Origin of the sequence: Cellulomonas fimi ATCC 484, from assembly GCF_000212695.1 — a bacterium.
Taxonomy (GTDB): domain Bacteria; phylum Actinomycetota; class Actinomycetes; order Actinomycetales; family Cellulomonadaceae; genus Cellulomonas; species Cellulomonas fimi.
Map to the genome: position 1 here is coordinate 809897 of NC_015514.1, position 21890 is coordinate 831786.

Sequence of the window (21890 nt, forward strand, 5' to 3'; positions counted from 1 at the left end):
CGCGTCGTCGGGGGCCTCGTCGTTGCCCCCACCGCGACGGCGCCGTTCACCCGTGGCACGGCCGCTCCCGTGGTGGACGCCCGCCCACCGCCGCGTACTCTGGTCGCGCACCACGCTGTCGCTTCGCCGGTCCGGCAGCCAGCCGGTCCGACTTCCGAGGTCGGGAGGACGCCGTGCTGACCGAGACCGTCACGCTCGCCGCCGGATCGGGCACGGGGCGTGCCCCCGCCGCCACCGGCACCGGCCCCGCCGCCTCCCGCGCGCCGGCACCCGTCCTGTCCTCCGGCGCCCGCTCCCTGCTGCTCAACGCGAGCATGGAGCCCCTGTGCATCGTGAGCCTCCGCCGGGCCGTCCTGCTCGTCATGAGCGGCAAGGCGACCGTCCTGGAGACCGACGGCCGCCTGCTGCATTCCGAGCACGCGTCGGTGCCGCTGCCCGTCGTGCTGTGCCTGACGCGGTACGTGCACGTCCCGGTGCGCCGTCCGGTGCCGCCGACGCGTCGCACGGTCCTGCAGCGCGACAGCCACCGGTGCGCCTACTGCGGCGGCGGTGCGGACACCGTCGACCACGTCCACCCCCGCTCGCGCGGAGGGCGGCACGAGTGGACGAACGTCGTGGCCGCGTGCGTGCGGTGCAACCACCGCAAGGCGGACCGGCTGCTGCACGAGATCGGCTGGGAGCTCGGGTTCGCGCCCCGCGCGCCACGCTGGTCGGTCACGTTCGGGACGGCGGCGGCCCGCTCCGAGCCGCTGTGGGCGGCGTACGTGCCCGCCTGACCTCCGGCTGTTCCGGTCCCGGGTCAAGGTTGTGCCAAACTGCGGTATCGCCGCCGTCTCGTAGGAGCGCGTCGGCGGCCCCGGGGCCACACTGGTGCCAGGGGTCCCGAGGCCGGGCGGCGCGACGACGAGCAGGGAGGCCCCGATGGAGCGAGACGACGTTGTCCTCGTCGGGCTCGACGGCTCAGCCGCGAGCCTGCACGCGCTCGACTGGGCGGCCGAGGAGGCCGCGACCCACGGCTGGGGGCTGCAGCTGGTCTGCGCGTACTCCCTGCCCTCGTTCACCGCGGCGTCGCTCGACGGGGGTTACGCCGCGCTCGACGACACGGCGATCCAGCAGGGCGCCCGCGCGGTCCTGGCCGAGGCGTCGGCGCGCGTGCACGGGTTCGGCATCCCGGTCACGGCCACCGTCCAGACGGGCGACGCGGCCGGGGTGCTGGTCGACCTGTCGCACCACGTCCGGATGGCCGTCGTCGGGACGCGCGGTCGGGGCGGGTTCGCGGACCGCCTGCTCGGCACCGTCTCGTCGGCGCTGCCGGCGCACGCGCACTGCCCGACGGTCGTCGTCCCGCTCCGCGAGGGCGGACGAGCGCTGGCCGACGACGCCGTGCTGCCCGCGGTCAAGCCCGTGCGGCGGATCGTCGTCGGTGTCGACGGGTCGCCGCAGGCGGAACGGGCGCTCCGGTTCGCGCTCGCCGAGGCGCAGGCGTGGGGTGCCGAGGTGCACGCCGTCGCCGGGGTGCCCGCGAGCTCGCTCAGCGGGATGCTCGCGTGGCTGCCGGACACGGTCGACCACGACCAGGTGCTCAAGGACGTCGGCGAAGGGCTCGACGTCGTCGTGGACCGGGCGCTGGCCGACTACCGCGGCGTCGAGGTGCGGCGGTACGCGCTCGACGGCGGCGGTGCCGAGCTGCTGACCGAGTTCTCCGTCGCGACCGACCTCATCGTCGTCGGGTCGCGGGGTCGGGGCGGGTTCGCGGGGCTGCTGCTCGGGTCGACGAGCCAGGCCGTGCTGCACCACTCCGAGTGCCCCGTCATGGTCGTCACCAACCGGTGCGGCCCGCAGAAGCAGGCCTGACGCTCAGACCCCGGCCGGCGGGACCGCCTCCTGCGCCGCCAGGTCCGCGGGCACGTCGGGGCGCCGCACGAGCGCCGAGAGCACGACCGTCGAGCGGGTCCGGGACACGAACGGCTCCGCAGCGAGGCGCTCGACGACCCGCTCCAGGTGGCGCATGTCGCGCGCCCGCACCTGCACCACGAGGTCGACGTCGCCCGTGACGGTGCTGGCCGCCACGACCTCGGGGTACTGCTCGACCGCGTCGCGCATCGTCGCCGGGCTCGTCGACCCGTGGCAGAACAGCTCGACGAACGCCTCGGTGTGCCACCCCATGGCCGCCGGGTCGAGGCGCACCGTGAACCCGCGGATCACGCCGGACTCGCGCAGCCGGTCGACGCGTCGCTTCACCGCGGGCGCGGACAGGGAGACCTGCTGCCCGACCTGCGCGTACGTCGCGCGCGCGTCGCGGGAGAGCACGCGCAGGATCGCCGCGTCGAGGGCGTCGGTGCCGGTGTCGTCACGCACGCGGACCATCTTCCCGGACGGCGGCCCGCGACGGGACCGCGTGCCCGCTCGGGTGGCGACATCGGGGCGCACCCGACACCCTGGCGGAGATCGAACGAAAGGGAACGGATCGCTCAAGCGGGACACGGCACGTGCCGATGCACACGAGTGACGCCCTCACCCGACCGGGGAGGGTCCGTCGGGGGGAGACGTATGGACGTGGACGCGAAGGACACCGTGACGCCGACGCTGACGGACGCGACCCGCACGGGGACGCGTCCGGCGCCTGCCGGGACCATCCCGACGCAGCGCGACCGCTCGGGCGGTCCGCGCGGCACCGCACGCACCCGCCGGTCCTGGGTGGTCGTCGCCGGGGGAGTCGCGCTCCTCATGGCCGGCGCCACGACCGGGATCGCCGCGCAGCGCGCTGCCGTCGAGCGCGAGGAGGCGCGGGCCGAGGCGCGCGAGCGGGTGACCGCCGTGCTGCCCGCCGCGACGCAGGACGGTGCCGTGCAGGAGGCGCTCGACGCGCGCGAGTCGGCCGCGGTGTACGCCGCCGCCCGCTCGGCCGCGACGGCGGGCGCGCAGCGGACCGTCGACCAGGCCACCGCGACGCTCGCCGCGTCGGCGCAGGCCGGCGACGGACCCCGTCAGCAGCTCGCCACGGCGGCCGGCGCCGTGAGCACCGCCCTCGCGGGGCCGCACGTGAGCCTCACCGCGCTGCGCACCGTGACCGCGGGCGTCGCCGCGCCGCAGCAGGCGGTCGTCGACGCGCAGGCCGCCTGGGTCGCCGCCGAGCAGGCCCGGATCGCCGCCGAGCAGGCCGCTGCGGCCGAGGCCGCCCGGCAGGCGGCCGCCCGGGCGGCCACGACCACGAGGTCCGGCACGACCACCACGCGGCGGGCCGCCACGCAGGCGCCCGCGACGGGCGGCGCCGCCGCCCCCGCCCCGACGACGGGCGTCCCGGCCGGCGGGAAGGTCTGCGCGGGGTCGGGCGGCGGTGCGGCCGAGGCGAGCGCGAGTGCGATCGGCGAGGCGATCAACGCGTACCGGGCGAACAACGGGCTCAGCACGCTGTCCGTGTCGCGGTCCGGTGGACTCACGTCGCACGCGCTCGACATGGCGTCGGCCGGCGGCATCTGGCACTCCGGGTCGGACAACATCGTGGGCTGCGTGAGCAACGGCAGCGCGTCCTCGCTCGTCTCCGCATGGTCCCGGTCGTCCGGCCACAACGCGCAGATGCTGCGCACGGACGTCTCGTCCATGTCCGTGGGTGCGGCGACCAGCGCCGGCTGGCTGTTCGGCGCGGTCCGCTTCAGCTGACCACCGCGCGCTCGACGCGCCGCGCCGGGAGGGGGCGCGGCGCGCCGGGCGTGGCGGTGCGTCCGTCCGTGCTGCCGTCCGGGAGACACCACCGGCGAGCCCGGGCGGGAGCCGGTCCGTAGGCCCCGTCAGGACGCGGCGTGCAGCGCGTCGACGAGCCGGTCCAGCGCGTCGTCGAGGTCGTCCCGGGTGATCGTCAGGGGCGGCGCGAGCCGCAGCGTGCGGCCGTGCGTGTCCTTCGCGAGGACGCCGCGGGCCAGCAGCCGCTCGCACAGGTCGCGCCCGCTCGTCGGGCCGCCGGGCCGGCCCGGGGCCACGTCCAGCCCCGCCCACATCCCGACGCGGCGCACGGCTGCCAGCGACCCGTCCGCGACGAGCGGGTCGAGGCGGGCGCCGAGGTGCTCGCCGAGCTCGCGGGCCCGGGCCTGCGGCTCGCCGCTCTCCAGGAGCCCGATGACGGCGAGCGCGACCGCGCACGCGAGCGGGTTGCCGCCGAACGTCGACCCGTGCGTGCCCGCGGTCAGCACCCCGAGCACGTCGTCGCGCCCGACGACCGCCGACACGGGCACGACCCCGCCGCCGAGCGCCTTGCCGAGCGTCACGAGGTCCGGCCGGACTCCCCAGACCTCGCACGCGAGCGTCGTGCCGGTGCGGCCGAGGCCGCTCTGGATCTCGTCGGCGACGAGCAGCACGTCGGCGGCGGTGCACGCCGCACGGACCGCCGGCAGGTAGCCCGCGGGCGGCACGACGACGCCCTGCTCACCCTGCACGGGCTCGAGCAGCACCGCGACGGTCCGCTCGTCGAGGGCTGCCTCGAGGGCCGCCGCGTCGCCGTAGGGCACGCGCACGAACCCCGGGGTGTACGGCCCGAAGCCGCCACGCGCGTCGGGGTCGGACGAGAACGACACGATCGTCGTGGTGCGGCCGTGGAAGTTGCCGTCCGCGACGACGATGCGCGCCTGCCCGTCAGGGACGCCCTTGACGTCGTACCCCCACTTGCGCGCGGCCTTGATCGCGGTCTCGACGGCTTCGGCCCCGGTGTTCATCGGCAGCACCATCGGACGCCCGACGAGCAGCGGCCCGACGAGCGCCGCGAGCCGGTCGGCGAACGGGTGCAGCAGGTCGTGGTCGAACGCGCGCGACGTGAGCGTGAGCCGGTCGAGCTGCGCGTGCGCGGCGGCGACGAGCGCCGGGTGCCGGTGCCCGAAGTTGAGCGCCGAGTACGCCGACAGCAGGTCGAGGTAGCGGCGGCCCGCGGTGTCCGTGACCCAGGACCCCTCCGCCGACGCGACCGTCACCGGCAGCGGGTGGTAGTTCGGCGCGAGCGTCGTGGCGTCCTGCTGCACCGCGGTCACGGTCGCCTCCGTCGCGTCAGGGGTGGCTGGGGGCCGCGGCGCGGATCTCGAGCGTGCAGCACTTCGCGCCGCCGCCGCCCTTGAGCAGCTCCGTGGTGTCGACGGGCAGCGGCGTGTAGCCGCGCTCGCGCAGCGCGCCCTGCAGGTCGGTGGCCGCCGGCGCGACGACGACGTTCTGGCCGTCCGAGACGGCGTTCAGGCCGAGCGCCACCGCGTCCTGCTCGGTCGCGACGACCGCGTCGGGGAACAGCTGGCGCAGCACGGCCTGCGAGCCCGCGGAGAAGGCGGGCGGGAAGTAGGCGATCTGGGGGTCGGCCGGGTCGCTCGAGAGCACCGCCAGCGCGGTGTCGAGGTGGTAGTAGTGCGGGTCGACGAGCTCGAGCGAGACGACGGGACGCCCGAACAGCTCCTGCGCCTCGGCGTGCGCGGCCCGGTCGGTGCGGAAGCCCGTGCCGGCGAGCACCATGTCGCCGACGACCAGCATGTCGCCCTCGCCCTCGTTGACCTGGGCTGCGGTGTGCGTGACGTACCCGCGGTCGGCGAACCACTTCTGGTAGGCCGGGCCCTCGGCGGCGCGCTCGGGGTAGCGGAACCGCGCGGAGTAGACGACGCCGTCGACGACGGTCGCGCCGTTCGCCGCGTAGACCATGTCCGGCAGGCCCTCGAGCGGGTCGATCGTCTCGACCGTGTGCCCGAGGTCCAGGTAGGTGTCGCGCAGGGTGCGCCACTGCTGCACGGCCCGCTCGACGTCGGTGTACCGCGTCTTGTCCATCCACGGGTTGATCTCGTACGACACCGTGTAGAAGCGCGGCTCGCACATGAGGTAGTGGCGGCGGGTGGCACCGGGGGCGGTCGTCGACATCGTGCTCCTCGTGACGTGGCGGCAGTCAGGTCGAGCCTAGGGCCGGCTCCGGGCGCACTTGAGCAACGCCGGTTGCGCGCCCGGGGGCGATCTGTTGCGTCGCGCAGGGGGATCGTGAAGATCCGTTGCGTCAGAGGTGGTGCGCCCGCTCCTGCCGGGCCTCGTCCGCGGCCATCCGAAGGGCGCGCCGGACCATCGCGGCGAGCACCGGCGCGCCGACGGCAGCGGTGAGCCGGCGCGGCAGCGGCCCCGCGAGGTGCACGTCCTCGCGCCAGCGCACGCGCGCGGCGTCCGGCCCCGCGGGCGTGACCTCGATCCGCGCGGAGCCCAGGAGCACCCGCCCCACCTTGACGAACTCGGCCACCCCGGGCCGGCCGCCCGACGGCGGGTCGAACCGGTCGACCCGCATCCGGTCCACGAGGCCCCGACCGCCGCGCCGGGCCCGCGGGCCGGTCACGGCGACCACCTCGCCGTCGATCACGTCGACGCGCGTGAACGGCACCCAGCGCGCGTGGTTGCGGGCGTCCGCGACCAGGTCCCACGCGCGGTCGGCCGGCAGGGGCAGCGTGCGGGTCACCGTCGGCATCAGGCCTCCCAGCCGGGGGTCCGCCGGTCGGCCGCCGCCGCGCTCGGGCGGGTGGCGGCGTCGGCGGACGGTGTCGCGCGTGCGCGGACGGCACGCCCGACCACGGTAGCGTCGGGGGCATGGAGACGCGTGTGCTGGGACGGACGGGGCGGTCCGTCGGGGTCGTGGGGCTCGGCTGCTGGCAGCTCGGCGGCGACTGGGGTGACGTGGGCGACGAGACCGCCCTGGGCGTGCTCGAGGCCGCGGTCGACGCGGGCGTCACGTTCCTCGACACCGCGGACGTCTACGGCGACGGGCGCTCCGAGCGCCTCGTCGGGCGGTTCCTCGCGGCGCGCGGCGGTGCGGGCTCCGGGCTCACGGTCGCCACCAAGATGGGCCGCCGCGCCGACCCGCACGTCGCGGACGCGTACACGCTCGACGCGTTCCGCGCGTGGACCGACCGGTCCCGCGGCAACCTGGGCGTCGACACGCTCGACCTCGTCCAGCTCCACTGCCCGCCGACCGCCGTGCTGTCCCGGGAGTCGACCTACGACGCGCTCGACACGCTCGTCTCGGAGCAGCGGATCGCGGCGTACGGGGTGTCGGTCGAGACCGTCGACGAGGCGCTCACCGCGATCGCCCGCCCGCACGTCGCGAGCATCCAGATCATCCTCAACGTGTTCCGCCGCAAGCCGCTCGAGCAGGTGCTGCCCGCGGCCGCCGAGGCCGGCGTGGGGATCGTCGCGCGCGTGCCGCTCGCGTCCGGGCTGCTGTCCGGGAAGTACGACGCAAGCACGCAGTTCGCCGAGAACGACCACCGCAGCTACAACCGGCACGGCGAGGCGTTCGACGTCGGCGAGACGTTCTCCGGCGTGCCCTACGACGTCGGCGTCGCGGCCGCCCGTGAGGTCGCCGCGCTCACGCCGGACGGCGCCACGACCGCGCAGCTCGCGCTGCGCTGGATCGTCGACCAGCCCGGCGTCTCCGTCGTCATCCCGGGCGCGCGCAACCCCGAGCAGGCGCGCGCCAACGCCGCCGCCGCGGACCTCGCACCGCTGCCGCAGGACACGAGCGACCGGCTGCGGGCGATCTACGACGAGCGCATCCGGGAGCACGTGCACGGCTGCTGGTGACGGCCGCGCGGGCTCAGGAGTCGCCGCTGGGCGGGTTCTGGTCGGGGATCTTCGGGGCCCGGCGGTTCGCCAGGCCGCGGAAACGGCGCGGCGCGTTGCGCTGCTCCGGGACCGCGGTGATGCCGACCCGGTCGGGCGGGGTGCGCCCGAGGAGCTGCTCGGCCGTCTCGCGCTCGGCCGTGAGCACCTTCGGCAGCGCGTCGCGCGTCGCGACCTGAAGGACGTGCGGGAAGTGCGCGGGCGGCGGCCCGAACGCGGCGCGCGCGCCCTGGATCACGTTCCGTCCCAGCGCGCGGCCGCCCGTGAAGCCGACGACGGCGCCGATCCCGTACGGCACGAGCCGCCCGATCGCGAGCCCCGCGTGCCGCGTGACCTGCGTGCGGACCAGCTTGCGGGTGAGCGTCGAGTTGACCTTCTTCACCGTCGCCATCGGCATGCGCGTCAGCAGCACCCGCGCGACGTTCGCGGTCGAGATCTCCGCGGCGTCGCCGAGCGCCTTCGCCCCGGACTCGCCGAGGATCGTCGCGAGGAGCAGCGCACGGCGCCGCTCGACGTCCTCGACGTCGATGCCGTGCACGCTCGCCACGGCCAGCGCGAACGCGGCGGACGCGCCGAAGAACGTCGCCACGTCGCTCGCCGTGAGCGTGAGCGCGACACCCGTGCCGACGGCCGGGGCCGCGGCGGCCGCACCGACGGCGCCACCCGCGGTCGCGACGACGACGAGGTACTCCTTCTCGAGCAGCCGCACGAGCTCCTCGGGCGACGCCTCGGGGTTGCGGCGGCGGAGCGCGTCGACGTGCGCGTGGATCGTCGACGACGGGACGGTCACCGCCTTGGCGAGGGCGGCCTCGACGATGCGCGGCACCGTGGTCAGCGCTCCCCGGTCACGGTCAGGGTGACGGTGGCCCCGTGCTCGAGCGTGCGCCCGACCGTGCAGTGCTGGTCGACCGCGCGGTGCACGACCGTGAGCAGCCGCTCGCGCGCGGCCGGGTCGAGGCTCGACAGGTCGACGACGAGCTCCTCGGCGAGCGCCGGGTACCGGTCCTCCGTGTCGTGCGCCATGCCACTGACGTTGATCGTGACGTCGACGTCGTCTCCGAGCCGGTGCGCGAGCGCCGCGTCGGACGACAGCCCGCTGCACCCGGCGAGCGCGATCTTCAGCAGCTCGCCCGGCGTGAACCGGCCCTCGTCGCCGACGGAGCCGATGAGCACCTCGGCGCCGCGCGACGAGCGACCCATGTACTGCCGCTTGCCCGTGCGCTCGACCCACAGCCGGGTGTCACCGGCGTTGCGGGTCACGTCCGGGGTCGTGCTCACCGCGGGCACCGGGGCGGGGGTGGCGGCGTCGTCGGGCACGGCGGGGGTGGCCTGCACCGTCTGGTCCGTGGTCATGCGCCCGATCCTGCCACGCGCTCCTGAGCCTGACCGCTCGGGCCGGGCGGAGTCCCGCGGGGTGGTCAGCCGCGGCGTCGGCGCAGCACCTCACGGACGGGGGGCACGACGACGCCCGCCTCGCGCATGACGGCGCGCGTGCGGCGACGGCTCACCAGCACGCCGACGACGCCCACGACCCACGGGACCAGCAGCACGGTGAACGCGAGCCGGTAGGCGTCGAGGGAGTACGTGCCCGCGCCGTCCGGCTCGACGAGCTGCAGCACCACGCCGACGCCGAGCAGGCCGAGGATCGTCGAGGAGAAGCCGCCCGTGTTGACGAACCCGCTGGCGGTGCCGAGCGACGCGGGCGGCGCGAACGTCCGCGCGAAGTCCATCCCGACGAGCGACACCGGTCCTCCCGCACCGACGAGCACGACGAACACCACGAGCTGCCACATCGGCCGCGGCCCCGACGGGACCAACAGCCACACCCACGCGAGCAGCGTGACCACGCAGCTCGCGAGCACCGACCACGACCGGCGCAGCGGGTGCCGCGCGGTGAACCGCCCGACCACCGGCCCGACGAGCATCGCGGTGAGCGTGAGGACCGTGAGCAGGGCGCTCGCCTCCGCCGGGGTGCGGCCCTGCGCGGTGACGAAGAACGGCACGCCCCACAGCAGCGCGACGACGTTGGCGCTGAACGGCGTCGCGAAGTGGCTCCAGAACCCGAGCCGGGTCCCCGCGGGCCGCACCGCCGCGAGCACCGCGGGCGCGAACCGTTCGTGCGGCCGGACCTCGCGCGGCTCCGGGCTGCGGATCCCGAGGAACGCGACGCACGTCGCCACCGCGCCCAGCACGGCCAGCAGCACGAACGTCGTCGTCCAGCCCTGCCGGTGCAGCACCCAGGCGACGCCGATCGCCGACGCGAGGTTGCCCGACTGCCCGATGAGTCCCGTGAGCTGCACGAGCACGGGGGCGCGCCGCGGCGGGAACCACGCGTCGACGAGCCGGACCGCAGAGATGAAGATCCCCGCGTCGCCCGTGCCGAGCAGCACACGCGCGACGAGCGCCTCGGGCACGGAGTCCGCGAACGCGAGCAGCAGCTGCCCGCCCGCCATGACGAGCGACCCGACCGTGATCACGGCGCGCGCGCCGAACCGGTCCAGCAGCCGCCCGGCGGGGATCTGCATGAGCGCGTAGAAGGCGAGCTGCGCGACGACGAACCACGACAGCGCGGTCGCGCCGATCCCGAACCGCTCGACGGCCTCGACGCCCGCGACCCCCATCGCGGTGCGGTGCACGACGGCGACCACGTACGCGAGCAGCGCCGCGACGAAGACCGCGACGGCCCGGCGGGAGACCTCGGGTGCGGCGGGTGCGCCCGATCGCGCCGGGTCGGGCGCGGGCACGCGAGTCACGAGGAACCTTCCGGGAGCCGGCGCCCGCGACGACAGCGCGCGGGACGACCGGGGGACCGGCCCAGCCTACGTCCGCGCCGCCGGCGACCCGTCCGCGCGCCCGCGGGGCGGACCCGTCCGGCCGCGCACCCGCCGCCTACGATGGCCCGCATGCCCGCTGCCCCCCGAGCGAGCCTCGGTGAGGCGTTCCGCGGCCTGTACTACTACCTGTACGCGAACGGCCAGGCCAGCAGGGCCGAGCGCATCGTCGAGGACATGACGCTCGCGCTGCTCGCCAAGCTCGCGGTCGAGCGCACGGCGTCGATGCGCACCTACGACGAGGTCCTCGACGGCGCGTCGCCCGACGTGCTGCTCGACCTCGTCGCCGCGCAGTTCCCCGGCGCGATCCGGCCCGAGGAGCGGTTCAACAACGACGCCGCCGCGGTCCGCGACGCGTTGCGCGCGCTGCGGGACGTCGAGCTGAGCGACGCGCCCGCGCACGTCGTCGGCGAGGCGTTCCAGGCGGTCGTCGGGCCGCGCGTCCGCGGCGAGAAGGGCCAGTTCTTCACGCCGCGCTCCCTGGTCGCGGCGATGGTCGCGATCGTCGACCCGCAGCCCGGCGAGAAGGTCGTCGACCCCGCCGCGGGGTCGGGCGGGTTCCTCGTGGAGGCGCACGCGCACGCCGCCGGTCGTGGGGGAGCGGCGACCGTCGTCGGCGGCGACAAGGACTTCGACCTGTTCCGGCTCCAGACGGCCCTGCTCGCCATGGTCGCGGGCGACGACGCGCACCCGCACCACCAGAACTCGCTCGACCTCGACGCGTGGTCCCACGTCGCGGCCGGCGGTCTCGGCACCTACGACGTGGTCCTCGCGAACCCGCCGTTCGGCGCGCGCATCGGCGTCGAGGACCAGGCGCTGCTCGGCCGCTACGACCTCGCGCACGTCTGGAGCCGCGACCCGCGCACCGGCGGGTGGCGCCGCACGGACACCGTCGACCGCAGCCGGGACCCGCAGATCCTGTTCCTCGAGCTGTGCGTCCGGCTGCTGCGCCCCGGCGGGCGGATGGGGATCGTGCTGCCCGAGGGCGTGTTCGGCAACGCCGGCTCCGCGTACGTCTGGGAGTGGCTGCGCACCCAGGGCGCGATCGAGGCGCTGCTCGACTGCCCGCGCACGACGTTCCAGCCGGGCACCGACACCAAGACGAACGTGCTGTTCTTCCGCAAGGACGCGCCGCAGGGACCGACGTGGGTCGCGTCCGCGCTGCACTGCGGGCACGACCGGCGCGGGCGTCGGGTCGACGCCTCCGGGCGCTCCGTCGCGGACGACTTCCCGGCGCTCGCGGCCGAGCACGCGCAGCGCGGCACCGACGGCTCCCGCTGGCAGCAGGCCGACCTCACCGACGCGACGTACCTCGTCCCGCGCTACTTCGAGCGTCCCGCACCGCGGACCCCGCAGGAGGCCCGGCTCGTCGAGGGCGCCCGCTGGGTGTCGCTCGGCGACCTCGTCCACGACGGCGCGCTCACCGTCCGCAAGGGCCACGAACCCGGCTCCGACGCCTACGGCACGGGCGACGTGCCCTTCGTCCGCACGTCCGACGTCGCCAACTTCGAGGTGTCCACCGACCCCACCAAGTCCGTGTCCGAGGAGGTCTGGGCCCGCTACCGCGACTCCCAGGCGCTGCGCCCCGGCGACCTGCTCATGGTCGTCGACGGCCGCTACCGCATCGGCACCGCCGCGATGGTCACGCAGCGGACCGTCCGCAGCGTCATCCAGAGCCACCTGCGGATCCTGTCCGTCACGCCCGGCACTCCCGACCTCGACCCGTACGCCCTGCTGTACGCGCTCACGCTCCCGTCGGTGCGCCTGCGTGTCCGCGACCTCGTGTTCGTCCAGAGCACCCTCGGCACCCTCGGCGCGCGGCTCTTCGAGCTCGAGGTCCCGCTCCTCGGCGGCGACGGGCCGTGGCGGGGGAGCGTCGAGGCGTTCCGGCGCGTCCTCGACGGCCGCGACGCGCTCCTCACCGAGCTCGAGCGCGCGACCGCGGGGGAGACGTTCGAGCTGTAGCGGTCGGGTGGCGCTGCGGGGGGCGGGGTGGGACTGTCCGTGCACGCCGCTACGGTTCGGTCCGTGCAACCGCGGTGGACGACCGAGCAGGTCCTGGCCCTCGCCCCGGACCCGGCGTCCGCGACGGCCGGCCGCAGGCTCGCCACGCCCGGGCCGTGGAGCGAGCTCGGCGCAGGTGCCGGCACGTCCGCCGTCTGGGGGCTGTGCGCGGGGTCCGGGAAGACCCCGTACCGGGCCTGCGTCGACCTGTCCGGCCCGGCGTTCTCGTGCTCGTGCCCGTCGCGCAAGTTCCCGTGCAAGCACGCGCTCGCGCTGCTCCTGCTGTGGGCCGACGGCACCGTCCCCGACGCGACCGAGGTCGCCCCGCACGCCGTCGCGTGGCTCGACGGTCGCCGGGACCGCGCCGCGAAGGCCGCCGCGAAGAAGGACGAGGCCGCGACGCCCGACCCGGTCGCAGCGGCCCGCCGTGCCGAGCGGCGCGCGGGCAACGTCGGCGCGGGGCTCGAGGAGCTGCGCACGTGGCTGCGCGACCAGGTCCGGACCGGTCTGGCCGGGACGGACCGGGCCGGCTACGGGCACGTCGACCGGGTCGCGGCGCGCATGGTCGACGCGCAGGCCCCCGGACTCGCGACCGCCGTGCGTGCCGTCCCGTCGCTCGCCGCGAGCGGACCGGACTGGCCCGTGCGGGTCCTCGACCACCTGGCGCTCACCCACCTGCTCACGACGGCGCACGCCCGGCTCGGCGAGCTCCCGGACGAGCTCGCCGACGTCGTCCGCAGCCGCGTGGGGTACCCCACGCGCACCGAGGACGTCCTCGCGACGGCGCCCGTGCGCGACCGGTGGGACGTGTGGGCGATGCACGACTCCGTCGACGGGCGCCTGGCCGTGCGCCGGACGCTGCTGCGCGGTGCGTCGACCGGTCGCACCGTCGCCTTGGTGTCGTTCGCCGCGGGGAGCCAGCCGTTGGACGTGACCGTCCCCCCGGGCGTCAGCATCGACGCCGACGTGCACCTCTACCCGGGAGCGCCGACCCGGGGCGTGCTCGGCGAGCGCCACGGCGAGCCGGGTCCGCCGAGCACCGACGCCGGGGTGTCGGTCCTCGACGCCACCGCCGCGTGGGCCCGGGCGCTGGCAGCCGATCCGTGGACCACGCAGGTGCCGGTCGTGCTCGCGGGCGTCGTGCCGGTGCCCGCCGACTCCTCGGACCGTGGCTGGGTGCTGCGCGACGAGACCCACGCGCTGCCCGCGGTCGCGTCCCCGCACCTGTGGCGCGTGCTCGCCGTCAGCGGCGGCCGCCCCGTGAGCGTCGCCGGCGAGCACACGAGCGACGGGGTCCTGGTGTGTGCGGTGCGGGGCGAGGACGGGCTGGTGACGTGGTGAGCGCGAGGCGGAGCGAGGACGGGTGGGCAGCGTGGTGAGTGCACCGCTCGGCGAGGACCTCGTCACCGCCGCCCTCATGGGCACGGCGCGCCGCGCGCCGGACCTCGCCACGATCCCCGGCGCCGCGGGCGACCTGGCGCGACGGATCGACGAGGCCGACCCGGCCGGTGCGCTGCTCGACGCGGCCGCGCTCGTCGCGGTCACGCGCCGGGCCGGCACACCCGCGAGGCGCGCCCCGGAGGCACCCGAACCGGCAGCGCCGGAGACGCTGGCCTCCGTCCCGCCCGCCGCCGCGCAGCGGCTGGCCGGGCTGCTGGTGGCTCCCGGCGCGACCGCCGACCCGGCGCTGCTCACGTGGCTGGACGCCGCGGCCGCCGCCGGGTACCGGGCCCCCGCGCAGCACCTGCCCGCGCTGCTGGACCTCGCGTGCACGCCGTCGACCGGGGCCGCCGTGCGCGACGCGGTCGTCGCCGTCCTCGGCGAGCGCGGCCGCTGGCTCGCCGCGCAGCGCGACGACTGGGCCGCGCGGATCGACCCGGCCCCGCCCGCCGGAACCGGCGACGTCTGGGACCACGGCACCGACGCCCAGCGTGCCGCGCACCTGTCCCACGTGCGGGCCCGGGACCCGCAGGCCGGCCTCGACCTGCTCGCAGGCACGTGGAAGAAGGAGAAGGCCGACACCCGTGCCGCGCTGCTGCGTCGCCTGGGCACCGGCCTCTCGGCGGCCGACGCGCCGTTCCTCGAGGCGGCCGTCGCGGACCGGTCGGCGGGCGTCCGGGCGCTCGCGGTCGAGCTCCTGTCGCTCCTGCCCGACGCGCCGTTCACGCGCGCCGTCACGGCCCGCGCCCTGGCGAGCGTCCGGGCGGAGCGTCGGCTCGTGCGGCGGACCCTGGCGCTGACCCTGCCCGAGGCCCACCCCGGCGATCCCTTCCCGCCGCCGCGGACCGGGCACGCACCGTCCGTGTGGCTGCTCACGGAGCTGGTCGCCGCGACCCCGCTCGCCGCCTGGACCGCGCACCTCGGCGGCTCGCCGGCCGACCTGGTCGCGATGACCGCCAAGGACGCCGAGCTCGACGTCCTGCGCCGCGGCTGGACCCGGGCCGCGCGCACCCAGCGTGACCCCGTCTGGGCGGCCGCGCTCCTGGCGGCCGGCGTCGACGCGCTCGACCTGGTCGACGTGCTCGCGCCCGACGCCCGTGCCCGTCACCTGGCCGGCCTGCTCGCGCGGGACGGCTCGGGACCGGCCAACCGGTCGTCCGCCGAGCTGGCCGGCCTCCTCGCCCGGGCGGGCGACCCGTGGCCGGACCTGCTCGTCGCGGCGGTACTGACCTGGGCCGCCGGTGCCGGTCGGCGCCAGCACGACTGGTACGCGAACGGGACGCTCACCGAGGCGGTGCAGCACCTGCCGCCGCGTGCCGACGTCGAGGCGACCCTGCGGGGCGCCGCGGACCGGCTCGACCCCGCCCACACCTGGCGCCATGCGCTGCACCGCGCCGCCGACACCCTGCACACCCGCCGCGTGATCCTCGAGGAGCTCAGATGACCACGACCACCCCCGCCGAGCCCTCGAGCGACCTGCTGCGCCCGCACGCCGAGCAGGCGTTCGCGCACGAGCTCGCCGCGCTCGCCGCGGCCGACGACCGCCCGCGCCCGCCGGGCTGGCAGCTGTCGCCCGCCGCCGTCGTGAGCTACCTGCTCGGCGGGACGCTGCCGGACGGCACGGTCGTCACCCCGAAGTACGTGGGCCCCCGCCGTCTCGTCGAGGTGGCCGTCGCGACCCTCGCGACCGACCGCGCGCTCCTGCTGCTGGGTGTCCCCGGAACGGCGAAGACGTGGGTGTCCGAGCACCTCGCCGCCGCGATCAGCGGCACGTCCGCGCTGGTCGTGCAGGGCACGTCAGGCACGGGGGACGACGCGCTGCGGTACGGGTGGAACTACGCGCGCCTGCTCACCGAGGGCCCGACGCCTGCGGCCCTCGTCGAGTCGCCGGTGATGAGCGCGATGCGCACCGCACGGATCGCGCGCATCGAGGAGCTCACGCGCATCCCGTCCGACGTGCAGGACGCGCTCATCTCGATCCTGTCCGAGAAGTCGCTGCCCGTGCCCGAGCTCGCGACCGAGGTCCAGGCGGCCAAGGGGTTCAACGTCATCGCGACCGCGAACGACCGGGACCGCGGCGTCAACGACCTGTCGTCGGCGCTGCGCCGCCGCTTCAACACCGTGGTCCTGCCGCTGCCCGCGACCGAGGACGAGGAGGTGGAGATCGTGGCCCGCCGCGTGGCGCAGCTCGGCTCGTCCCTGGAGCTGCCGACCGCCCCTGCCGCCGCGGAGGAGATCCGGCGGGTCGTCACGGTGTTCCGCGAGCTGCGCTCCGGGCGCACGAGCGACGGGCGCACGCAGCTCAAGTCCCCGTCCGGGACGCTGTCGACCGCCGAGGCGATCTCCGTGCTGACCGGTGGTCTCGCGCTGGCCGCGCACTTCGGCGACGGCGTGCTGCGGTCCGCCGACGTCGCGGCCGGGATCCTCGGCGCCGTCGTCAAGGACCCCGTCGCCGACAAGGCCGTCTGGACCGAGTACCTCGAGGCGGTCGTGCGCGAGCGGTCCGGGTGGGCCGACTTCTACCGCGCGTGCCGCGAGGTCAGCGGATGACGACCGGCACGGCCGCCGACGCCCCTCCGGACGTACCGCCTGACGCCGCGTCGACGGCACCGGTCGTGCGCGTGATGGGTGTGCGGCACCACGGACCCGGCTCGGCGCGGGCGGTCGCCGCCGCCCTCGAGGAGCTGCAGCCGGACGTCGTGCTGATCGAAGGTCCCGCCGACGCCGACCCGCTCGCCGTGCTCGCCGCCGACCCCGACCTGCGCCCTCCGGTCGCGCTCCTCGCCTACGCGACCGACGCCCCGTCGCAGGCCGCGTTCTGGCCGTTCGCGGTGTTCTCCCCGGAGTGGCAGGCCCTGACCTGGGCGGCGGCCCACGAGGTGCCCGTCCGGTTCTGCGACCTGCCGTCGGGCGCCGTGCTGGCCGCGCGCACGGATGGGCGCGACGCACCGGCCGCCGATGGCGATGCGGACGGCGCGGACGGGGCCCGCGAGGCAGACGGGGCCGACGGGGCCGGCGCCGACCCGGCTGCCGATGGCGACGCGGCCGGCACCGACCGGGCCGCCGGCGCCGACGCGGACGGCGCCGACCAGGACGCCGACGCGCCCCGCGACGCCGACGGGGGCGGGCCTGACGCGGGTGACCCGGAGCCGAGCACCGGGGGCGACGTGCCGCCCGCGCGCGACGGCCACGCCCTGCGGACCGACCCGGTCGCGCAGCTCGCGTCCGCCGCCGGGTACACCGACCCGGAGCGCTGGTGGGAGGACGTCGTCGAGCACCGCCGCGACGGTGCCGCCCCGTTCGCCGTCCTCACCGAGGCGATGGCAGCGCTGCGTGAGGCCGCGGAGCCGCTGCCCGCCCACGAGGCCGAGCACGAGGAGCGCCGTGAGGCGCACATGCGCCAGACGCTGCGCGCCGTGCTCAAGTCCGGCGCCCGGCGGGTCGCGGTCGTCTGCGGCGCCTGGCACGCGCCCGCGCTCGACGGGAAGCTGCCGCCGGCGTCCCACGACGCGAAGGTGCTGCGCGGCCTGCCCAAGCGCCCGACCGCGACGACGTGGGTGCCGTGGACCGCGTCCCGCCTGGCGTTCGCGTCCGGGTACGGCGCCGGCGTCACGTCGCCCGGGTGGTACCACCACCTGTTCACGACCGAGACGGACGTGACCGCCCGGTGGATGGTCAGGGTCGCGGGGGTCCTGCGCGCGGAGGACCTGCCCGTGTCCTCCGCGCACGCGATCGAGGCCACGCGGCTGGCCGACGCGCTCGCGGTCATGCGCGGCCGCCCGCACCCCGGCCTGGAGGAGGTCACCGAGGCCATCCGGGCGGTGATGTGCGACGGGGACGACCTCCTGCTCGAGCTCGTCACGGGGCGGCTCGTCGTCGGGGAGGCGCTCGGCACCGTCCCCGGCTCCGTCCCGACCGTCCCGCTCGAGGCCGACCTGCGCGCGACGGGGCGCCGCCTGCGGCTCAAGCTCGACGCCGTCCCGCGCGACCTGGCGCTCGACCTGCGCAAGGACACCGACCGGGACCGGTCGACGCTGCTGCGCCGCCTGCGGCTGCTGGGTGTCCACTGGGGCACGCCCCAGACGTCCGCCGTGCGGTCCACGGGGACGTTCCGTGAGACGTGGTCGCTCGCGTGGAAGCCCGAGCTGTCGGTCGCCGTCGTCGACGCCGCGATGTGGGGCACGACCGTCCCGGGCGCCGCCACGGCGAAGGTGGTCGACACCGCCGGCAACGCGGCGCTGCCCGCCCTGACCGGCCTGGTCGAGGACGTCCTGGCCGCGGACCTGCCCGACGCGCTCGGCGCCCTGCTGTCTGAGCTCGACGCCCGGGCCGCCCGCGACGTGGACACCGCGCACCTGATGGCCGCACTGCCGGCCCTGGTGCGCGCCGAGCGGTACACCGACGTGCGCGGCACCCGCACGACCGACCTGACCCGCGTCGTCGACGCGCTGGTGATCCGCACGTGCGCGGCGTTGCCCGCGGCCGTGAGCAGCCTGGACGACGACGCGGCGGCCCGGATGCGGGACGCGGTCGACGCCGTCCACGCGGCGGTGATGCTGCGCGACCCCGGGCACACCCGCGACCTGTGGCTCGCGACGCTCGCGGGCCTGGCCGACCGCCCGGACCTGGCGGGCGTGCTCGCGGGCCGGGTCACGCGTCTGCTGCGCGAGACGGGGACGCTCAGCACGCAGGACGCCGCGACCCGCTTCGGCCGGGCCCTGTCCGTGGGCGCGACGCCGCCCCACAAAGCCGCATGGGTCGAGGGCTTCCTCGCCGGCACCGGTCTGCTGCTGGCCCGCGACACCGACCTGCTCGACCCGCTCGACACCTGGGTCGCGACCCTCGACGAGCAGGAGTTCACCGACGTCCTGCCGCTGCTGCGTCGCACGTTCGGCGGGTTCGCGCCCGCGGAGCGCCGTGCGGTCGGGGACGCCGTCCGCCGCACCACCCGTCCCGGCGCGACGCTCGCCCCGGTCGACGTCGACGAGGACCTCGCGGCGCCCGCGCTGGCCGCAGTCGCCCTGATCCTGGGAGTGAGCCGATGACCGAGGTGCCCTCGCCCGTCGACGACCAGGTCGCCGTCCGCGTCGACGACGCCACCCGGCTGCGCCGGTGGCGCCTGCTCCTCGGCGGCGAGGCCGGCGACCTGGCCGGGCCGCTGCACGGCGACGCGGCCGCGATGGACGCCGCGCTGGCCGCCCTCTACGACACGGGTGCCGGGGGTGCGCGCGGCGCGGGCGGCTCACGCTCGGCCGGGCTGGGCGGGTCGGCACCCCGGGTCGCGCGGTGGCTCGGCGACATCCGGACCTACTTCCCGTCGACCGTCGTGCAGGTCATGCAGAAGGACGCGGTCGACCGTCTCGGGCTGGCCCGCCTGCTGCTCGAGCCCGAGCTGCTGTCCACCGTCGAGCCGAACGTCAACCTCGTCGGCACCCTGCTGTCGCTGAACCGCGTCATGCCCGAGCAGACGAAGGCCACCGCCCGGCAGGTCGTCGCCCACGTCGTCGACGAGATCGAGCAGCGGATCTCGACCGCCACCACGTCCGCCGTGACGGGCGCCCTGCGCCGGGGCGAGCGCACGCACCGCCCACGGCCGCGGGACATCGACTGGGACGCGACCATCCGCGCCAACCTGCGTCACTACCTGCCCGAGCACCGGACCGTGATCCCGCAGCGGCTCGTCGGGGAATCGCGCCGGCACTCCGTCGTCGCGCGGGACGTCGTGCTGTGCATCGACCAGTCCGGCTCCATGGCCGAGTCGGTCGTCTACGCGTCGGTGTTCGGCGCGGTGCTCGCGTCGATGCGTGCGCTGAAGACGTCGCTGGTCGTGTTCGACACGGAGGTCGTCGACCTGACCGACCGGCTGGCCGACCCCGTCGACGTCCTGTTCGGCACGCAGCTCGGCGGCGGGACCGACATCAACCGCGCCATCGCGTACTCGCAGTCCCTCATCACGCGCCCGAACGACTCCCTGTTCGTGCTCATCAGCGACCTCTACGAGGGCGGGGTCCGCGACGAGATGCTCCGGCGGGTCGCGACGATGCAGGCCAGCGGCGTCCAGGTCGTCGTGCTCCTGGCGCTGTCCGACTCCGGCGCCCCCGCCTTCGACCACGAGAACGCGGCCGCTCTCGCGGCCCTCGGCGTCCCCGCGTTCGCCTGCACACCCGACGCGTTCCCCGACCTGCTCGCCGTCGCACTGTCCCGCGGCGACGTCGGCCGGTGGGCGCAGAGCACCCTGGGAGTGCCGACGGGCTGAGCCCGACGCGCGACCGGCCGGGAGGACCGACCGAGAGAGGAGCACCATGGCCGATGTCCCGCACGACAAGCCCGACCAGCTCGCGAAGATCATGAGCGGGCTGCTGCAGGGGGAGCAGCTCTACGCCGTCTACGACTGCATCGGCGTCGGGACGGGTTTCGTCGGGCTGACCGACAAGCGCGTGATCTTCCAGGACAACAGCTTCGTCGGGAAGAAGGTCGCGATCACGTCGGTGCCGTACGGGCAGATCCGCTCGGTGTCCATGGTCGCCAACAAGTCGTGGGCGGGGAGCTTCTACTCGACGTCCTCGATCGCCCTCGACGTCGGTGGCAGCGTCCGTGAGGCCGACTTCCGCGGCGAGCAGAAGGCCCGGCACGTGCACGACGTCATCCTCTGGAAGATCACGGGAGGCGGCGCCTGACGCGGGCGTCACCGCAGCAGGCCACTTCGTCGGGCTGGCGACGGGTGACGGGCGTCGACCGGGTGGGCCCCGTGGGGATCGAACCCACAACCCGCGGATTAAAAGTCCGCTGCTCTGCCGATTGAGCTAGAGGCCCGGGTGATGAGGGGATTCACTCGTGGAACCCACGGGACAACACCCGTGTCGTCCGCGTGCGGGCCGTGGGGCCCCGCGGCTGACGCACCGACGGTACAGCCTGGTGAAGGCGGTGGCGGGCCTGCCAGCGGGGCGGCGGTGCGTGATTCGTCGCGGTGTTCCGTCGGTGGAACCCTCGGGATACAGCGCTGGGTTTCAGGGACGGCGAGGGCCCCCGTCGCGTCGCCCGGGCTGAGGCGACTGGGGCCCTCGTGAGGTAGAGGTGGGGTGGCCTCGAAGCTGTGTGCGTGCTCGGCCGGGCTGGTGCTCGGCGTGCGGGGCTTTCGCCGTACGACGGGGGAGCGGACGTCTACCGGGCGAGCCGGGCCGCACCCGGATCGGCGACGGAGAGCACCTCCGACTCCAGGGACGACTCGGCCTGGCGGAGCGCGAACCGTCGCGCGTCGGCGATGCCACCGGCGGTGTGCTCAGGGCCTCGCCCGTCGGATCTCGCCTCGTCACCGTTGGGCGTCCGCGGGGGCGGCCTTGCCGTGCTCGGCGTCGGCGAGCGACGACCACTGCCCGAACTCGGGGCGGTCGACCCACAGGCCGGAGACGTTCGCGTCGGTGAACTGGCCGAGGTCCGTGCCTGACGCACCCTTGTCCCGCGTCTCGACCGCGCCGGTGCCGTCGGGACGGAAGAAGAAGCGCGTCAGCCGCGTGCACTGGTTCTCGAGGTAGAACACCTCGCCGTCGGGATAGGTGTAGTCGTAGACGTGCGCACGAAAGAGTCGACCGTCGTGCGGCTCGTAGTCCGAGCTGCGCCACGTGCTGCCGGCCGGGTTGTAGAACGTGGTCCGGACGAACCCGTTGGAAGCGAAGCCGATCGACCATCGCGGGTGGGGCCTGCCGTCTGGGTCGGTCTCGGCCGCATCGAGCACCTCGATGAAGTCGCCGCCGCACTCGTAGATCTGCCTCGCGCGCGACGGGTCGATCCACGTGTGGCCGGGGAACGGTCGACGCGTCTGTCGGCTCCAGCGCTGGACGTACAGCACGCGGTTCACCGGATGCCTCCTGGATGGTTCGGCGAGTGGACAGGATCGACAGCCCACGCAGAGGACTGCCGAGGACGCCGTACGCAGCCCCGGCTGCGCGGCGTCACCTGGGGCGTCGGCGACGAGCATGACCGAGCCTTTCGAGAAGACCTCCT

Annotated in this window: 19 protein-coding genes and 1 tRNA gene; 11 read left to right on the plus strand and 9 right to left on the minus strand. The window is 75.8% G+C overall.

Annotation, left to right across the window (positions count from 1 at the left end; all coding sequences use genetic code 11):
* Positions 1–173: 173 nt before the first annotated feature.
* Both CELF_RS03695 and CELF_RS03700 read left to right on the plus strand, forming a co-directional pair.
* Positions 174–776: an HNH endonuclease gene (locus CELF_RS03695; RefSeq protein ID WP_013769908.1), complete on the plus strand. Its 603-nt coding sequence runs from the start codon at positions 174–176 to the stop codon at positions 774–776.
* Positions 777–921: 145 nt separating this feature from the next.
* Positions 922–1854 carry a universal stress protein gene (locus CELF_RS03700; protein ID WP_013769909.1) on the plus strand — a complete coding sequence of 311 codons (933 nt, stop codon included), beginning with the start codon at positions 922–924 and terminating at the stop codon, positions 1852–1854.
* A gap of 3 nt (positions 1855–1857) precedes the next feature.
* On the opposite strand, the gene CELF_RS03705 is transcribed toward CELF_RS03700, so the two are convergent.
* Positions 1858–2367, minus strand: coding sequence for an Lrp/AsnC family transcriptional regulator (locus tag CELF_RS03705; protein ID WP_013769910.1), 510 nt, complete (start codon positions 2365–2367; stop codon positions 1858–1860).
* 183 nt (positions 2368–2550) lie between these two features.
* Between CELF_RS03705 and CELF_RS03710 the strand changes: the two genes are divergently transcribed.
* Positions 2551–3660 (plus strand): CAP domain-containing protein, encoded by a 1110-nt coding sequence (locus tag CELF_RS03710; protein WP_013769911.1) that lies wholly within the window; start codon positions 2551–2553, stop codon positions 3658–3660.
* A gap of 128 nt (positions 3661–3788) precedes the next feature.
* Here CELF_RS03710 and rocD read toward each other — a convergent pair whose 3' ends face one another.
* From rocD to CELF_RS03725, 3 genes are all read right to left on the minus strand, one after another.
* The gene (rocD, locus tag CELF_RS03715; protein ID WP_013769912.1) at positions 3789–5015 is read right to left on the minus strand and encodes an ornithine--oxo-acid transaminase; all 1227 of its coding nucleotides are present in this window, start codon (positions 5013–5015) and stop codon (positions 3789–3791) included.
* 16 nt (positions 5016–5031) lie between these two features.
* Positions 5032–5877 carry a dimethylargininase gene (ddaH, locus tag CELF_RS03720; protein ID WP_013769913.1) on the minus strand — a complete coding sequence of 282 codons (846 nt, stop codon included), beginning with the start codon at positions 5875–5877 and terminating at the stop codon, positions 5032–5034.
* 130 nt (positions 5878–6007) lie between these two features.
* Positions 6008–6463, minus strand: coding sequence for an SRPBCC family protein (locus tag CELF_RS03725; RefSeq protein WP_013769914.1), 456 nt, complete (start codon positions 6461–6463; stop codon positions 6008–6010).
* A gap of 119 nt (positions 6464–6582) precedes the next feature.
* Between CELF_RS03725 and CELF_RS03730 the strand changes: the two genes are divergently transcribed.
* Positions 6583–7575 carry an aldo/keto reductase gene (locus CELF_RS03730; RefSeq protein WP_041553329.1) on the plus strand — a complete coding sequence of 331 codons (993 nt, stop codon included), beginning with the start codon at positions 6583–6585 and terminating at the stop codon, positions 7573–7575.
* Positions 7576–7588: 13 nt separating this feature from the next.
* On the opposite strand, the gene CELF_RS03735 is transcribed toward CELF_RS03730, so the two are convergent.
* The 3 genes from CELF_RS03735 to CELF_RS03745 form a co-directional block, all read right to left on the minus strand.
* On the minus strand, positions 7589–8440 hold the full coding sequence (locus CELF_RS03735; RefSeq protein ID WP_013769916.1) for a hypothetical protein: 852 nt from the start codon (positions 8438–8440) through the stop codon (positions 7589–7591).
* A 5-nt stretch (positions 8441–8445) separates the two neighbouring features.
* A complete protein-coding gene (locus CELF_RS03740; protein ID WP_013769917.1) occupies positions 8446–8967 on the minus strand; it encodes an OsmC family protein in 522 nt (173 codons plus the stop codon).
* A 65-nt stretch (positions 8968–9032) separates the two neighbouring features.
* The gene (locus CELF_RS03745; protein ID WP_013769918.1) at positions 9033–10367 is read right to left on the minus strand and encodes an MFS transporter; all 1335 of its coding nucleotides are present in this window, start codon (positions 10365–10367) and stop codon (positions 9033–9035) included.
* 150 nt (positions 10368–10517) lie between these two features.
* Between CELF_RS03745 and CELF_RS03750 the strand changes: the two genes are divergently transcribed.
* The 7 genes from CELF_RS03750 (at position 10518) to CELF_RS03780 (ending at position 20566) form a co-directional block, all read left to right on the plus strand.
* Entirely contained in the window at positions 10518–12410 is a 1893-nt protein-coding gene (locus CELF_RS03750) for an N-6 DNA methylase (protein WP_126297661.1), read from the plus strand.
* Between the two features lie 63 nt (positions 12411–12473).
* Entirely contained in the window at positions 12474–13790 is a 1317-nt protein-coding gene (locus CELF_RS03755; RefSeq protein ID WP_013769920.1) for an SWIM zinc finger family protein, read from the plus strand.
* Positions 13791–13821: 31 nt separating this feature from the next.
* Complete coding sequence (locus CELF_RS03760) at positions 13822–15333, plus strand: DUF5691 domain-containing protein (protein WP_126297662.1); 1512 nt, start codon at positions 13822–13824, stop codon at positions 15331–15333.
* Positions 15330–16439, plus strand: coding sequence for an ATP-binding protein (locus tag CELF_RS03765; protein WP_013769922.1), 1110 nt, complete (start codon positions 15330–15332; stop codon positions 16437–16439). The genes CELF_RS03760 and CELF_RS03765 overlap by 4 nt, the downstream gene beginning before the upstream one ends.
* Positions 16436–18934, plus strand: a complete 2499-nt coding sequence (locus CELF_RS03770) for a DUF5682 family protein (protein ID WP_013769923.1) — start codon at positions 16436–16438, stop codon at positions 18932–18934. The genes CELF_RS03765 and CELF_RS03770 overlap by 4 nt, the downstream gene beginning before the upstream one ends.
* Positions 18931–20145, plus strand: coding sequence for a VWA domain-containing protein (locus tag CELF_RS03775; RefSeq protein ID WP_013769924.1), 1215 nt, complete (start codon positions 18931–18933; stop codon positions 20143–20145). Before CELF_RS03770 ends, CELF_RS03775 begins: the two co-directional genes overlap by 4 nt.
* Positions 20146–20191: 46 nt before the next feature.
* Positions 20192–20566, plus strand: a complete 375-nt coding sequence (locus CELF_RS03780; RefSeq protein ID WP_013769925.1) for a PH domain-containing protein — start codon at positions 20192–20194, stop codon at positions 20564–20566.
* A 63-nt stretch (positions 20567–20629) separates the two neighbouring features.
* On the opposite strand, the gene CELF_RS03785 is transcribed toward CELF_RS03780, so the two are convergent.
* A tRNA-Lys gene (locus tag CELF_RS03785) sits at positions 20630–20702 on the minus strand.
* Positions 20703–21198: 496 nt separating this feature from the next.
* Positions 21199–21744 (minus strand): hypothetical protein, encoded by a 546-nt coding sequence (locus CELF_RS03790; RefSeq protein WP_013769926.1) that lies wholly within the window; start codon positions 21742–21744, stop codon positions 21199–21201.
* Positions 21745–21890 lie beyond the last annotated feature (146 nt).

What these genes read in the sequence shown, in the direction of transcription:
- CELF_RS03700 (WP_013769909.1), top strand. Translation starts at nt 922, where the DNA reads ATGGAGCGAGACGACGTTGTCCTCGTCGGGCTCGACGGCTCAGCCGCG.
- CELF_RS03705 (WP_013769910.1), bottom strand. Translation starts at nt 2,367, where the DNA reads ATGGTCCGCGTGCGTGACGACACCGGCACCGACGCCCTCGACGCGGCG.
- CELF_RS03710 (WP_013769911.1), top strand. Translation starts at nt 2,551, where the DNA reads ATGGACGTGGACGCGAAGGACACCGTGACGCCGACGCTGACGGACGCG.
- ddaH (WP_013769913.1), bottom strand. Translation starts at nt 5,877, where the DNA reads ATGTCGACGACCGCCCCCGGTGCCACCCGCCGCCACTACCTCATGTGC.
- CELF_RS03725 (WP_013769914.1), bottom strand. Translation starts at nt 6,463, where the DNA reads ATGCCGACGGTGACCCGCACGCTGCCCCTGCCGGCCGACCGCGCGTGG.
- CELF_RS03730 (WP_041553329.1), top strand. Translation starts at nt 6,583, where the DNA reads ATGGAGACGCGTGTGCTGGGACGGACGGGGCGGTCCGTCGGGGTCGTG.
- CELF_RS03740 (WP_013769917.1), bottom strand. Translation starts at nt 8,967, where the DNA reads ATGACCACGGACCAGACGGTGCAGGCCACCCCCGCCGTGCCCGACGAC.
- CELF_RS03750 (WP_126297661.1), top strand. Translation starts at nt 10,518, where the DNA reads ATGCCCGCTGCCCCCCGAGCGAGCCTCGGTGAGGCGTTCCGCGGCCTG.
- CELF_RS03765 (WP_013769922.1), top strand. Translation starts at nt 15,330, where the DNA reads ATGACCACGACCACCCCCGCCGAGCCCTCGAGCGACCTGCTGCGCCCG.
- CELF_RS03770 (WP_013769923.1), top strand. Translation starts at nt 16,436, where the DNA reads ATGACGACCGGCACGGCCGCCGACGCCCCTCCGGACGTACCGCCTGAC.
- CELF_RS03775 (WP_013769924.1), top strand. Translation starts at nt 18,931, where the DNA reads ATGACCGAGGTGCCCTCGCCCGTCGACGACCAGGTCGCCGTCCGCGTC.
- CELF_RS03780 (WP_013769925.1), top strand. Translation starts at nt 20,192, where the DNA reads ATGGCCGATGTCCCGCACGACAAGCCCGACCAGCTCGCGAAGATCATG.